The organism is Leptothoe sp. EHU-05/26/07-4, assembly GCF_043421015.1.
GTDB classification, from domain to species: domain Bacteria; phylum Cyanobacteriota; class Cyanobacteriia; order Phormidesmidales; family Phormidesmidaceae; genus Leptothoe; species Leptothoe turfae.
This window is the reverse complement of the sequence record NZ_JAXSQV010000001.1, coordinates 139,182-153,439: the sequence shown is the minus strand read 5'-3', so window position 1 is coordinate 153,439 and position 14,258 is coordinate 139,182. Positions and strand designations below refer to the sequence as shown.

At 48.5% G+C, this 14,258-nt stretch carries 16 protein-coding genes; 2 read left to right on the top strand and 14 right to left on the bottom strand.

Annotated elements, in window-relative coordinates:
- Positions 1-76: 76 nt before the first annotated feature.
- The 13 genes from U2F10_RS00750 to U2F10_RS00690 form a co-directional block, all read right to left on the bottom strand.
- Positions 77-682 (bottom strand): hypothetical protein, encoded by a 606-nt coding sequence (locus U2F10_RS00750; protein WP_163665222.1) that lies wholly within the window; start codon positions 680-682, stop codon positions 77-79.
- A 56-nt stretch (positions 683-738) separates the two neighbouring features.
- Positions 739-1,020 (bottom strand): DUF433 domain-containing protein, encoded by a 282-nt coding sequence (locus U2F10_RS00745; protein WP_163665220.1) that lies wholly within the window; start codon positions 1,018-1,020, stop codon positions 739-741.
- A 365-nt stretch (positions 1,021-1,385) separates the two neighbouring features.
- The gene (locus U2F10_RS00740; protein ID WP_163665218.1) at positions 1,386-2,015 is read right to left on the bottom strand and encodes a P-loop NTPase fold protein; all 630 of its coding nucleotides are present in this window, start codon (positions 2,013-2,015) and stop codon (positions 1,386-1,388) included.
- 139 nt (positions 2,016-2,154) lie between these two features.
- Positions 2,155-2,604 (bottom strand): GNAT family N-acetyltransferase, encoded by a 450-nt coding sequence (locus tag U2F10_RS00735; RefSeq protein ID WP_163665216.1) that lies wholly within the window; start codon positions 2,602-2,604, stop codon positions 2,155-2,157.
- A gap of 293 nt (positions 2,605-2,897) precedes the next feature.
- Positions 2,898-3,071 (bottom strand): hypothetical protein, encoded by a 174-nt coding sequence (locus U2F10_RS00730; RefSeq protein ID WP_499870179.1) that lies wholly within the window; start codon positions 3,069-3,071, stop codon positions 2,898-2,900.
- A 1-nt stretch (position 3,072) separates the two neighbouring features.
- Entirely contained in the window at positions 3,073-3,903 is an 831-nt protein-coding gene (locus U2F10_RS00725) for a metal ABC transporter permease (protein WP_163698152.1), read from the bottom strand.
- Positions 3,896-4,654 (bottom strand): metal ABC transporter ATP-binding protein, encoded by a 759-nt coding sequence (locus U2F10_RS00720; protein ID WP_163664526.1) that lies wholly within the window; start codon positions 4,652-4,654, stop codon positions 3,896-3,898. The genes U2F10_RS00725 and U2F10_RS00720 overlap by 8 nt, the downstream gene beginning before the upstream one ends.
- On the bottom strand, positions 4,655-5,674 hold the full coding sequence (locus U2F10_RS00715) for a metal ABC transporter solute-binding protein, Zn/Mn family (RefSeq protein ID WP_163664528.1): 1,020 nt from the start codon (positions 5,672-5,674) through the stop codon (positions 4,655-4,657). It lies immediately after the preceding gene.
- A 288-nt stretch (positions 5,675-5,962) separates the two neighbouring features.
- Positions 5,963-7,468 carry a cysteine--tRNA ligase gene (gene cysS, locus U2F10_RS00710; protein ID WP_499870176.1) on the bottom strand — a complete coding sequence of 502 codons (1,506 nt, stop codon included), beginning with the start codon at positions 7,466-7,468 and terminating at the stop codon, positions 5,963-5,965.
- A gap of 174 nt (positions 7,469-7,642) precedes the next feature.
- Entirely contained in the window at positions 7,643-8,602 is a 960-nt protein-coding gene (locus tag U2F10_RS00705; RefSeq protein ID WP_499870174.1) for a CobW family GTP-binding protein, read from the bottom strand.
- Positions 8,603-8,677: 75 nt separating this feature from the next.
- On the bottom strand, positions 8,678-9,751 hold the full coding sequence (locus U2F10_RS00700; protein WP_163659676.1) for a WD40 repeat domain-containing protein: 1,074 nt from the start codon (positions 9,749-9,751) through the stop codon (positions 8,678-8,680).
- Between the two features lie 261 nt (positions 9,752-10,012).
- Complete coding sequence (locus U2F10_RS00695) at positions 10,013-10,993, bottom strand: CobW family GTP-binding protein (RefSeq protein WP_163659674.1); 981 nt, start codon at positions 10,991-10,993, stop codon at positions 10,013-10,015.
- 26 nt (positions 10,994-11,019) lie between these two features.
- Complete coding sequence (locus tag U2F10_RS00690; protein ID WP_499870172.1) at positions 11,020-11,946, bottom strand: alpha/beta fold hydrolase; 927 nt, start codon at positions 11,944-11,946, stop codon at positions 11,020-11,022.
- 188 nt (positions 11,947-12,134) lie between these two features.
- Here U2F10_RS00690 and U2F10_RS00685 point away from each other — a divergent pair, with 188 nt between their 5' ends.
- Together U2F10_RS00685 and U2F10_RS00680 are read left to right on the top strand one after the other, a co-directional pair.
- Positions 12,135-12,512 carry an ArsR/SmtB family transcription factor gene (locus U2F10_RS00685; protein ID WP_163659672.1) on the top strand — a complete coding sequence of 126 codons (378 nt, stop codon included), beginning with the start codon at positions 12,135-12,137 and terminating at the stop codon, positions 12,510-12,512.
- 214 nt (positions 12,513-12,726) lie between these two features.
- The gene (locus U2F10_RS00680) at positions 12,727-13,344 is read left to right on the top strand and encodes a cation efflux transmembrane domain-containing protein (RefSeq protein WP_163659670.1); all 618 of its coding nucleotides are present in this window, start codon (positions 12,727-12,729) and stop codon (positions 13,342-13,344) included.
- A 182-nt stretch (positions 13,345-13,526) separates the two neighbouring features.
- On the opposite strand, the gene U2F10_RS00675 is transcribed toward U2F10_RS00680, so the two are convergent.
- Positions 13,527-14,255, bottom strand: coding sequence for a metallophosphoesterase family protein (locus U2F10_RS00675; RefSeq protein WP_499870170.1), 729 nt, complete (start codon positions 14,253-14,255; stop codon positions 13,527-13,529).
- Positions 14,256-14,258 lie beyond the last annotated feature (3 nt).

Genomic DNA, 14,258 nt, shown 5'->3' with positions numbered 1-14,258 from the left:
TTGTAAAGGCTGGCATATTGAATGTGGAGCTTTCTGGGCTAATTGACTTGTTGGTATGCTCGATGATGCAGACCTATTACCGTTTAGCTTCCTCAATCAGCTGTGCTACTGCTTCCAAGGCACCAAATAGCCTGGCTAAATTATCAATAGTGTAGTTACCGGTGCTTCTGGTGAATGTGTCTAGCACCAATCGACCAAACTGCCAAAGGTTACCATCGGTGACGATGCCATAGACCGTAAATGTGGCATCCTCGTTTATTTTCTGGGAGGCTACTAACTCGGCTAAACATTGTCCCCATCCATGCTCAAAGTCGTTTTTCTTGGCTTCTACGACGACTACAATCGGCGTTTCTAGGACTGTTTTTCCGAGGTTTGAGCGCTTTGAAAAGATGTAATCTGGCGTCCCTGAAAGTGTGGAATCATAGGAGATACTCTTTTGAATCCAGAAAGAATAGTCTTGACTGTGTTTTTTATACAGCTCGCGCAGTAACGGGGATATAATCAGCTCGCTACGCGATGCCTCCGATGTGAAAATATCAATATTCTCTTTGCTAAATCGAAAATCGCTTAGAAAAGCTTCAGAGGGTGATATCTCCGTCACCGTAAGAAAGTCATGTTCATCATATTTGATGTCATACTTCTTCTGCACATCTGCAACAGTTTTGAAATCACTAAATGACATTTTTAGAGTTACCTATTCAAAGTCTTCGTCCAAATAAATGTGAATAAAAATATCACTCATAGATTCCGTACTCGTGAATCAATCAGCTGATCAGGAATACGATTTCGCTCAATGTATTCGTTGATTTCTGCTTGATGATCCAGGTAGTAGCTGAGTGCATCAAAAACCTGGGATAAACCAAGGTGTGGCAGTCTTTGGGGGATTTCCTCAGGTGAAACTCCAATACGCCACATTTCTACAATTGCTCTAACAGGTGTACGAGTACCTTTAATAATGGGCTCATTGCTCAGTATTTGGTCATTTCTGACAATATGGCAGTGCTCTGTCGTTTGTACCATACTGATGTTCCGGAGGGATCAATATATAATCGGTTCTATTTTAGCTTGAAAAGAAATTTCCGAGCCTGTTCAATCTGTTAGGGCAGATTAGATGCTCAACCTGACGTATGAGTACAAGCTACTACCGCAAGCCGATCAGATTGAGCACGATCTAGAGATGTGCTGCAAGGTCTCGAATTATGTGTGGAAGGAACAACTTTTTCTGACAGGTAGCTTACTTCCTAGAAGCTGATTGGTGACAGCCTCAGCAACTTTTGGAGAGAATTAATGTTCCCGTTCACTCGTCGCAAAAACTTTTCGCACTCAGCGAAAAGACTCAATACGATCGGTGTGCAACGGGGTTGTTAGGCTACCTCCGATTGCAGTTAGACTGCCCCCAACTTTGTTTTTATCGCAGTGACTATCTCATCTGCCAGTTCATCCACAGAGCTGACTCCATTTAGAACCAAATCGCAATTCTTCAAGACCCTTGCGTTTACTTGAAGATACATTTCTCGGGTAGCACCATTAAGATACCCCGTTAGATATTCTTTAAGATAGGCTGCCAGATATTCTGGATTTCTTTTAATGAGACACCATTCAACATCTCGAAGCAGCCGACGTGCTAAGGCAACTTCTAGCGGAAGGTCGATACATGCTACAAAATCAATAAGTCCATTCATCTCGGCTCGTTCTCTACCAAATGGCTCCTCAATAACAATGAAGCTGGCCGCCTTGATCATTCCTTTGTTATCGGGGAGAGAAATGGATTCCCCATGCCGTAACATCTGCAAGTCTTTAAGGAGTTGTGGGGTTTCCCATTGATTAGGATCGGCTCCCTCTCTAATCCACTCAGAGAAGTTCGAGGGGTATTGCGATACGGAAGCGTAGTCGTCGAAATAGAAAGATACAGCATCCTCTAGCAAACTGGTTACTTTTTGAACCAGAGAAGTTTTTCCTGATCCAGAGGGTCCACTTATAGCAACCACAAAACTTGGCGATTGTTTGTTAGTCATCCTGTCCATGCCCTTAAGTCTTGGCAGCCTAACGCCAAGCTCACCGGCACATGCTGTGGAGAAGTTTTTGTGTGATAATCGAGCGCAGCGACCCAAACAAAAACGGGCGGAGCTGCATGTGTCCGTGTGCAGCTTTTTGTCAGGAAAAATTCAACTCCATAATTGTCTCTTCGAACTCTTCTTGATTAACCACTTCGAAACCAAATCGCTCAAAAAAGTGTTTCATTACGTCATGACCTTCAACGTAACATATCGAAATAGAAGTAATGCCGTTCAATGATTTTATCTCCTGAATCGCTAAGTCAATTGCTTTTGTCCCATAACCTTTTCTTTGTTGACTTACATCGATCAATAGTTGATCTATAAATATTTCGTTTGATTTCCCATCTCTATAGTTCGGATAATATTGAAGAAAACCGACAGGCTCATCTCCCAAGTAGATACCTCGATTCACATAGTATTCATAGAACTTTGACGCTGCAATAGCCTCCGATGGGAGCGCAACAAAACCCTCCTGCTTTTCTGTAATTTCTAAGTCGATCATATCGACCCAATTGTCTTTGGTAATATTTCTTAGATTAATATCCAAAACATACACCCTTACTAAGATAGGCTTCTAACTCTTATTTAGACTGATTCTTCGTAGTATATCTCGCCAAATCAGATGGATAGGCTGCAAGTTGTCCACATAGTACGCTCAAGTTAGGTGAATATATTACAAGTTTCAGTATAGCTGCCGAGTTTTATCAGTATTTTTTTTAATTACAGGTCAAAATAAACACATTCTTTTTGTGTCCAATACCTACAGAATCACAACCACGAAAGCTACCAAACCAAGTCAGAGACCAGATTCACTTAAACCATCACTCCTATCGCGCTGATTTACTGCCGATGCCAACGGACGGCTCCATCGGGCTGATCAACCACCGTAACCCCCGCTGCCACTAGCTGATCGCGAATATCATCTGCTGTTATAAAGTCTCGCTGTTGTTGGGCCGTTTGGCACTGCTGGATAAAGTCTGCGATCGCACCATCATCCAATCCACCCGTTGCCACGTCACTGTCGGCTTTGGCCTCTAATGCCCTGTTTCAGGAGCAAACTGAGCAAATAGGCGGCTCCAGCAACAAGAATAATCGTTGCGCCGGAGGTGAGGTTGAAAAAATAGGAGAGCCACAGCCCTGTCGTCGTAAACGCCATCCCCAGTAAACTGGCCAGAAACATCATCTGCTTGATGTCCTGGACAAATTGGCCAGCGATCGCTGCGGGAATGGTTAACAGGGCAATCACCATAATTAACCCCACCACCTGCATCACCATCACGACTGTCAGGGCGATCGCTGCCACCAGCGTGAGGTAAAGGGCATCCACCGGAATGTTGCGGGTGATGGCAAAAACAGGATCAAAGGAAATGGCCAACAATTCTTTATAAAAGAGAAAAACCATCGCGCCAATCATCAGGTTAAGGATGAGCATAATGATTAACTCCTGGCGGGGAACTGTGAGGATACTGCCAAAGAGATAGCTCATTAAATCCGCTTTGTAGCCCTGGGTTAAATCAATGGCAATAATGCCCACTGCCATACCGATGGCCCACATTACCCCAATAATTGTATCGGCCCGTTGTTGGGTCTTGCGCTCCACCCAGCCCATGCCCAGGGCCGCAGCCAGGGCAAAGGCAATCGCTCCTAACACTGGATTAACGCCAAAGAAATAGGCTAATCCAATACCCCCATAAGCAGCGTGGGCAATGCCCCCACTGATAAAAACAATGCGATTGACCACTACAAAAGTACCAATAATGCCGCAGGCAATGCTCACCAGTACCCCAGCCAGGAGAGCATGACGCATAAAGTCAAATTGCAAAGCTTGTCCAATGGTTTCAATCATTATGGTGGTGAGAAAAAACACGGTGAGGAACACCGTGGGCAATCAGATCCACGGGGCATTGATAGGTTTGCTCAAGCATTTCCGACGTAATTAACTTGTCATTGTGGTAAAAAAGGCGATGGTTAAGGCACCCCACCGTCTTAACGTAGGTGGACACAGCACTTAAGTTGTGGGAAATCATCAAAATGGTCAGAAATTGATTGAGATCCGCCAGTAAGTCATAAATACTTTTCTGGATTTTACTATCCACGTTAGCTGTGGGTTCATCCAAAAGTAAAATATGGGGTTCAGAAGCCAGAGCCCGCGCAATGTAAACCCGCTGCCGCTCTCCACCGGATAGCTGACCGATGGGGCGATCGCGTAATGCCAGCATTCCCACCTGCTCCAAGCTGCGAGTGACCATACTCTCATCTTTGCGGTTATACCGTCTCAGCAAAGGGCGTTTACCTGAGCGTCCCATGCGAACTACATCCTTCACCCGAATGGGAAACTCCCGATCAAATTCCAGGAATTGGGGCACATAGCCCAGGTATTTTCGACCCTGAGACACCGGGCGACCCATGATTTTGACGTCTCCGCTATTGGGTGAAATCAGCCCTAACAAAACCTTCAACAACGTTGTTTTTCCCCCGCCATTGGGGCCAATTAAACCGATAAAATCTCGTTCCTTCACCACCAGGTTAATGTCTTCTAATACCGGAGTTGTCCCATAGCCCGCCCAGACTTGATGCAGGGTAATGACCTCGGTCATTTAATTTCCGCCCCCGTTCTGGTTCAGCACGTCGGCAAAGGTTTGGGAAACTTGCAACAGGTTATCTGACCAGTTGGAGGCCAGGGGAGTAATGAACAGGACTTCTCCAGCAATTTCGTTAGCGATCGTTTCTGCACTTTTGGTACTGAATTCTGGCTGGGCAAAAATCACTTGAATGTTTTCTGTTTTTGCCTGTTGTATAAGTTCCCCCAGTTCCGCTGCACTAGGTTCCTGACCACCTATTTCAATAGGCACCTGTTCCAGGTCATAATCCTGGGCAAAGTATCCCCAGGCCGGATGAAAAACGATAAACTCACGATTCTCAACCCCGACTAAGTTTTGTTTAATTTGTTGATCTAACTGATCAATTTCGCCTAAGAACTGGGTCAGATTGGCTTGATAGGTTGCCTCATTTTCGGGATCGATCGTTACTAATCCCTGATAGATATTTTGGGCTTGAATCTTGACTCGTTGCGGCGACAACCAGATATGGGGATCTAGAGTTCCCTCAGCGTGCTCATGTTTTTCCTCGTGCTCATGCTCTTCTTCATGGTCATGGTCCGCTGCTTCCTCGGCATGATCCTCGTCGTGATGATGATGGGCAGCCATTTCCAATCGTTCAATTCCCTGGGCAGAATCAATCACCAGCATCTGGGCATTAGCAGACTGAATCTTGTTCATCCAGGCGTTTTCAAAAGGAACGCCAATCCTGACGTAAGCTTCCGCTTCACTCAAGTCCTTCAACTGTTGGGGCTTGGGTTCGTAGGTTGCCGGTGATTCCCCCGGTTGCACCATTACGTTCACCTCAACCCGATCGCCTCCGATTTTTTCAACAAAGTATTCCTGGGGCAAAATACTAACCGTAATGTCCAACAGCTCCAGAGATTCACTGCTGACTGGAGTCGTTGCAGTCTGGGCTTCATTCCCTTCACTGACAGAATCCGTTGACGGGGAGTTGCAACCCGTCAGCACAATCATCCCCACCAGCAGGGATAACACACTCGACTTCGGATAACTCATTGGTTCTACCCCCCAAAAACAACTTGACGCAATACAGGTGATGATAGCTCACTTGAGAATGATTATTATTCTCAAGTGAGTCAAAATTATGGAAATTCTAAATGTGAAATCTAAATGATGGCTGGTGTTAACGGCGATTGTTCTGGGAGGTGTCCCGTTCCTGGGAACATCAATTGCAAGACGATCTTGAACAGCTACAGAGATTGGCCCAGGACTTTGCAGTTGAACTGTCGTCGTGGAAACCCGAATTGATAATCTAATAATGAGGCTGTTGGCGCTATCGTTGATTTACTGCTGATGCCAACGGACGGCTCCATCGGGTTGATCAACCACCGTAACTCCCACTGCCGCTAGCTGATCACGAATATCATCTGCCGTTATAAAGTCTCTCTGTTGTCGGGCCGTTTGACGCTGCTGGATCAGGTCAGAGATTGCAACCTCATCCAATTTACCCGTTGTCGCATCAGTATCACTGTCGGCTTTGGCCTCTAACCCCAACACCTGGGCCAGGTGCAACAACGTTTGCCACTGCCGCCAGAGAATCTCTGGACTGGATTGGGTCTGCCCTTCGTGCATCAGACGGTTCCCCTCTCGCTGTAGCCCTTTGGCCAGCTCAAATAGCACTGCCAGAGCACCCGATGTATTCAGATCATCGTCCATGGCGGTTTGAAACCGTTCGACCCATGGGTCTTCTGAGTTGGGTTCCTGTGAGTTGGGTTCCTGAGGAGAAGCCTGGAGGCTGGCAACTGGCCATGACAATGCGGCTCCATGGTGGTTGCCAAAGAGAAGTCCGGCTTTTAGCGTTTGCCAACCGTTGACTGCAGCTGCGATCGCATCTTTCGTAAAATCCAACGGTTTCCGATAGTGCCCCTGCAGCACAAACAGTCGCACCGCCATTGGGTCTACCGGTTGTGGGTATTCTGCCCACAACCCATCCAGCAGGTCACGGATCGTAGTGAAATTGCCCAGGGATTTCGACATTTTTTCACCATTCACCGTCACCATGCCATTGTGCAGCCAGTAGCGAGCCAGCGGTTGTCCCGTCAGCGCTTCCGATTGAGCAATCTCGTTTTCATGGTGGGGAAACACCAGATCGCCACCACCACCGTGAATATCAATGGTTTCACCCAATCGCGCCCGGATCATGGCCGAACATTCAATATGCCATCCTGGTCGTCCCAGGCCCCAGGGTGACTCCCAGGCGGGTTCACCCGGTTTTGCCGATTTCCATAGGGCAAAATCAAACGGATCACGTTTCTTCTGGTCTGGAGCATCAGCGGCAACTCGTCCCCCTGCCCCCGCCTGCAGTTGATCCAGATTCCGTCCAGAGAGCTTGCCATACTCCGCAAACTGCCGCACGCTGTAGTACACATCGCCATCGACTGCATAGGCGTATCCTTTCTGTTCTAGCGCCTGGATCAATTGATGAATGGCAGGGATATGCTCTGTCACACGGGGATAGTCATCGGCATCGAGAATGTTGAGTCGGCGAATATCTTGAAAATAGGCGGCAATGTTGCGATCGCTCACCTCCTGCATCGTTATCCCTTCCACACTGGCACGATTGAGAATCTTGTCGTCAATATCTGTAAAGTTCTGCACATAGCGCACGGTGTATCCACACCACTGCAAATAGCGTCGCAGCACATCCCAAACCATGTACGAACGAGCATGCCCCAAGTGGCAATGGTCATATACCGTCACACCACAGCAATACATCACCACTCGTCCGGGATGAATAGAGATAAAAGGCTCTTTCCGGCCTGTCAGGGTGTTATGAAGGGTGAGGTTCATGGAAAATGATGTTAACTAAAAACAGTGATGGAGTCGCAGGGATGACTCAGGATAGACTTCCAGTTTTATGATAATGATTATCGTTCTCAGTCTATCATGAACGTTCGAAACATTCTCACCCCTTACTCTCTGGGTGCGGAAACTTGTCGAACCCGACATTGACCCTGATGACAGTTATCGAGTCATACAGTTATTCAACTTTTGCATCAACGAAAGTACATCTAACTGACGGCCAATCCACACCATTTCCGTTTTCGGAGGTGTTTTCCAGTCGCTGTCATCTATTGTGAATCGGCTCCCGCTGAGTTGAAATAGATGGCGCTTTTCACTCTCTGCAAACCAGACAATTCCTTTAGCCCGGAATACATTATTAGGAAGCTGATAGTCGAGAAATTGCTGAAACTTTTTGAGGGCAAAGGGGCGATCGCCTTTAAATGAAACAGACATAAACCCATCATTTTGGAGATGTTTGACCGAAGAATCGACGGCAGAAACATTCTCTTGCACCACAGCGGCATCTGTTAGTTGAACATTTAGAATCAACGATAGTGGAACCTGACCATGGGTTGCTTCTAATACCCTGGCTCTATCCTTAATGGAAAGAACGTGATGTTTTAACTTCTGAACTCGAGGTTCAGGCACTCGATCGATTTTATTCAAAAGAATAATATCACCATAGAGAATTTGACTCATCGCCGCGTTGCTTTCATAGTGATCATCTGGGTCAAAGGTTTCTACATCGATTAAGGTGATTACGGCATCCAACTGGGTCAAGTCTCTCAGTTCTGTGCCAAGAAACGTGAGCATGATAGGTAACGGATCGGCGACGCCCGTGGTTTCTAGCACCAGGTAATCAATGCGATCCCTCCGTTCTAATACACGATAGACCGCATCCGTTAGATTGTCGTTAATGGTGCAACAAATACAGCCATTGGTGAGTTCTATCATGTCCTCTTCCACCGCAATCAAGAACTGACTGTCGATGTTAATGTCCCCAAACTCATTCACGAGAACTGCTACCTTAAAATCCTCAAAGTTTTGGAGAATATGATTCAGTAACGTTGTTTTCCCACTACCTAAAAAGCCAGTGATGACCGTCACGGGAAGCTTCTGAAAATCAAGAGTGGGAGCCATAACGCTCATAATATAGATGTGTCTGTATAAAGGGGAAGAAGTGGAATGCTACTGGAAAACGATTGACCTGTTGTTCTACTTAAACCCTTTTCCTTTAGTCGTTTCAGTCCATACAAACAGCTCGCCTCCACTACCACCAGCTGCTAACATTGTGCCCTGCCCAGACCAGGCCAGACACGAAAATCCGCTGGAAGCACCCTCCAACTTTTGAGCAATCCGACGGGCCTTCTGCCACAAATACAAACAACCATCCTCAGCGGCAGTGGCCAATAATAGGGTATCGGGCTGAAACGAAATGGCCCGCACCATTCCCTCATGGGCATCCAACACCTGAGGATTCCAACCCTCCGATGGATCAGCTGCTTTTGTCCACACAACGATTCCTTCAACACTTATTGATGCCAGCAACGGCGCATCCCGTACCGCCGGTTTCGACCAAGCCAACTGTCGCACCTTGCCAGGAAATCCCTGCATCCGCCAGGGAGCGGGATGATCTTTTGCCCACACCAAAACCGACCGATCATTGTTGCCCGAAGCCAGGTAATTACCATCCGGCGACCAGGCAACTGCCACACTAGCCCCGCCTACTTCTCTCACCGCTGGGTCCTCATCCCAATCCTGATACTGCCAGGTTTTAATACTCTGGTTACCCCCCAGCGATAGCCTGGTTCCCTGGGGGTTCCAGGCGAGGTCTAATACTGAAGACTCTTCAAAATTCAAGGTGGTGACAACCGTTTGCTCAACCGCATGCCACACCTGCACATAACGGCCAAAACTAAAGGCCAGTTCTGGAGAACTCGGGTGCCATTGCAGCCGATCAATCCAGGTACGGGCATGTTCCAAAGTTGTTAACAGCGTGGGTGAATCACGGTCAATTTGCCAGATCCAGACTGTGCCGGCCTGTCCGCCAGCGGCTAGAAATTGACCATCGGCGGAGATGGCCAAAGCATCCACAGATTCGCCCTGGGAGCTTTGTAAGCAGGTGGATTCACCCGTTGCAGGGGTGTAGAGTGCTATTTCTCCTGCGCCAGAGCTGACAGTGAGTTGAGTGCCGTCGGGTGACCAGGCAATGGCGGTTACATAGTCGGAAAGACGGGTGTCCCACAGCGGTTTCAGTACAGTTTGTTTATGCTTTTTTACTTTCAGCATGTTTCTGGGTATTAGTGGCTAGAGAGGCTGTTTAGGACACTTAGCGTAAAATGTTGGTGGAGAGTTTCAAGATGTTGCTTGGGGTCCCTCCGAGTTCCCCAAACCCCCTGGCTAGGGCTAGGAAGCTGCCCTAGGACCCAACGTACTAGGTTGTTCTTAATGGCATTAAGTTTGAGGGTTACGGCGGGGTCGATTATAAATGTTCTGGATCGATTCCTGCGGCAAATTTAGTGCATGAAATTCAAATGATGAAGTTGTTGCCTAACGACTCGTTACCAAACAATCGCGAAAGCGCTCGCTTAGATTTAGCTGCTCCAGGTTACGACCGATAAACACCAGTTCATTTTTACGGGATTCGTCTGGTTTCCAGGGGCGGTCCTGGCGACCATCGAACAACATGTGCACCCCCTGAAAAACAAAGCGATTGTCTTCTCCAGCCATGTTGAGAATGCCCTTCATGCGAAAAATGTCGGGTCCGTGGTCGCGCAATAGTTCTCCTATCCAGGCGTCAAGTTTGTCGCCATCGAGTTCTCCTGACTCCACCAGGGCAATGGAGCCGACGGTTTCGTCGTGCTCATGGGCGGTTTCATCAAGGAAATCGGGGTCGATTTTTAGGGCGTTATTGAGGTCAAAGGCGCTGACGCCGAGGAGGGCATCCATTTCTATTTGGGCATCACGGGTGCGATGGATTTTGGCCAGGGCATTCATTCCTCGAATGCGCTGTTCTAGTTGGGTTAATTGGTCTTCTGTAACCAGGTCAATTTTATTGAGCAAGATTACATCGGCAAAGGCAATTTGCTCTACGGCTTCCTCTGCTTCCCAATGTTGCCAGATATGGCGCGCATCCACTACCGTCACCACCGCATCCAGACGGGTTTGTAGCTGCACTTCGTCATCCACAAAGAAGGTTTGGATCACTGGGGCCGGGTCTGCCAGCCCTGTGGTTTCAATGACTAGATGGTCAAACTTGTCGCGACGCTTCATCAGGTTGCCAATGATGCGAATCAGGTCGCCCCGCACGGTGCAACAGATACAACCGTTGTTCATTTCAAACACTTCTTCATCGGCATCCACCACCAGTTGATTATCGATGCCCACTTCGCCAAATTCGTTGACGATTACTGCAACCTTTTTGCCATGTTCATGGGTGAGAATGCGATTTAGCAGAGTGGTTTTGCCCGCGCCTAAATAGCCAGTTAAAACGGTTACGGGTACGGTGTTGTAAATGTCGTTGATTACCATGAATAGTCTCCTTGAGTGGTGTTTGCCTAGGCTTGAAAGTGGGCAAGCGCGATCGCACCCACCTCAGCGCCATATTCTTCGTATAGCCCCAGCGAACCAGGTAGATGGTCGGTCTGGATGCCAGGGAGTTCTGACAGCGCCTGCATTTCAGCTTTAGACTGGGGTGGTGCCTGGTCCGCCAGGATCACTCGCACAGAATTATTGGGGTCCGCTGTGACCGCCGTTGCGATCTGGAGCCACTCGGTGCGATCGCCCATTGGATCTAGGGCCGCTGTCACAAAGGCAGCAGGAGCAAATCGGGCTCCCGGTTGCTGGGTAATGCGGTGACGTTGCTGAATAAATGTGGGAGTGAGCCGCGTCTGATCCACAAACACATGGCGCTGATACATCCATTTAAGAAAGGCTGGATGGGTATTTGCGCCATAGAGAGCAGAACCAACGATCGGCAACCCCACCAGGCTGCGCAGGCTGGCCGCTAACCAGCCGGGTGCACCCATGGCCCGCAGGGGACCTTTCCAGGTGGGTGCCACCAGCAGCAGTCGGGTGCTTATCTGGTTCTGGGTCAGGTGGTTCTGAGCCAGATGGAGCGCATACCCCGCCCCATGGCCTGCTGCCAAAATCCCCGCTGGCCCTGGACAGCAGTTTTGTACAAAGTCCTTGAGCAATGCCTGATACAGCGATCGCTTGTAGGTGAAAGAAGGTCGCTCAGAATCACCAAACCCTAACCAGTCCAGGGCTATAACCTGAAATTGAGACGCCAGCACCTGAGCAATTTGGGCCAGCTCTGCCCGAGTTGAAACGGTACTAAACGCGGGTAGCAGCAGCACCATTGGCCCTGCCCCCGACGTTTCGTAGGCGAGGGTTACCGTTTGCCCCTGATAGGTCCAGTCATAGTGCTGCACCTGTCCGCCTAGGGTAGGGCGGGTTAATTCTTGATAGGGACTGACTGTCATCGCGCTTCGCCTTTTATCTGGGGACGCTGCCAGGGTGCTCACCTGGTTATAATTACATAAGAATGATAATCATTCTTGCTACTAAAACGTTGAGTCGTTACCCTTTATTAACTTTTAGGAGCGTTTAGGAGCGATGGAGATTTGAGTGTGGCCAGTCATAGATCAGTAGAATGAACCTATAGCACCTGATGAACCCTGCAAAATCTGTGACCAAACCCAGTGATGTCTGCCAAGTCCGCTGCTTCAACGAAGAGTTAGTTCATCAGATCGGCCAGGTGCTCCCCGGCGACGACCTGTTGGAATCTGCCCAAGTTTTGTTTGGTGCCCTGGCCGATCGGTCTCGGCTAAAAATTTTGTACGCCCTGCGCAATGATGAGGAGCTATGCGTCTGTGATGTGGCTTCCCTATTGAACATCAAGGTGGCAACGGCATCTCACCACCTACGGAAGCTGCGTGACCTCAGTATTTTGAAGTATCGCAACGACGGTAAATTGGCCTACTACTCCCTAAAAGATCCACGGGTTGCTGACATTCTTTGCTATGCACTAAGGCAGCTGGTCGAGTAAGGGATCAGGATTTTATCAGATCCAAAAATGCTGTCTGCAGAGGCGTCCCATGGAACGCCTGGACGGTAAAAGATAGAACTTAATTGAATCCTCATTCTGCAGCCATCGGGGGCATTCCGCTGTCATTCTAATGATGGTTTGAATGACGTCTTTTTTCGTGATAACGTTCTAATACTTGCTTGAATGTTTGAATGATTGAATGTTGGAGGTTACCATGGCTGATGATTGTTGTCAGGCCAAAGCTTGCGAAGTTTCCAAGCTAAAAGAGCGGCAGGCAAAGGTACTTTGGTCGGTGTTGTGGATCAATGCTGTGATGTTTGTTGTCGAATTTGGTGCGGGTATTCGAGCAGCTTCTCTGTCGTTAACTGGGGATTCGCTGGATATGCTGGGAGATGCCCTGGTGTATGCCAGCAGTTTGTATGTGATTCACAAAAGCACAAAAGCTCAGGCGGGAGCGGCTCTGCTTAAGGGTCTGATCATGTTTTTGTTTGCCATTGCCGTATTTGCCAGAGCCACCTATCAGCTATTTGCAGGGGCCAGTCCCGAAGGCTCCATCATGGGGGCAGTGGGCGTATTGGCGCTACTGGCCAACCTGTTGTGTTTATTGTTGTTGACACGGCATCGCAACGACAATCTAAACATGTCATCGGTATGGCTGTGTTCTCGCAATGACATCATTGCCAACACGTCTGTTCTGGCTGCGGCAGTCTTAGTTTTACTTACTCGCTCAATTTTGCCCGATCTGGCGGTTGGATTGTTGTTAACCGTTGTCTTTGCGAAATCGGCTGGAACCGTGCTTTCTCAGTCCTGGAGAGAGCTGCAACAGACGTAAGGGGATTATGTAAAAATTAAGCTCATTCTTTGACTATAACTGTTTGGCCTAACATGAACTAGATAACGTCTCTTTTTAGAATTTTGTCGTTCATCATTAGTGATTCGGGCGTAGTTGGGTTATGGCAAGGTCAGGGGTCAGGTTATCGCAAATCATGAAATAGGTTTTTACAGCCCCTGATATTATCTTTTTGTTGCACCAAACCCCTTCGCCTTCCCATAATTCACGGTTCTAAAAGAAAGCTGCCCTTTTTCAGGACTGAATAGTGTATACGTCGCCTTTCCAGGCGTGCGACCCACCGAGCCAACACCCACAACCTGGCGGGGTGTTTTTCCATAGTCCTGAGGCTCTTGCTCACCGTCCAGGGTGGTCACTGTCGAGCGTAGCCCCACCGGGGTAACCCAGCATTCAAAGGTAAGGCCAGAGCGGCCACAAAAGAGATGACTGGCATCGGCCCGAATTAAGCGATCGCACAGTTGAATTGCAGGGGTATCAGGGGTAAGTTCATCGGCATAGCTGACGGTGCTGCCGTGGATCAGTAAACAGTTGTGTTCATGGAACCCAAAGTGTTGCGATCGCAACCACCGCACCGATTTCCGTGACACAGATTCCCACATAGTTTTTACCCCATCACCTCCAAATTTCTCCATCAGCTCCGGCGCATCCTGCAAGCCGCTCACCCCGTGCAAACTAAAACACTGCTCTTCCCACCAGCCCACACATACCTGGGGCACCAACTCACCAGTTCGAGGAGACTGCAACCGTTGAATCACCGCCTCATTATCTCCCTGCAGGCCCACTACATCCCCCAGGATATAGAGATCGCTCACCGACTGCCGCCGTATATCCTGCAACACCGCTTCATAGGCCGTTAGATTCCCTTCAATACCACTTAAGATCGCCCACTTCACTTA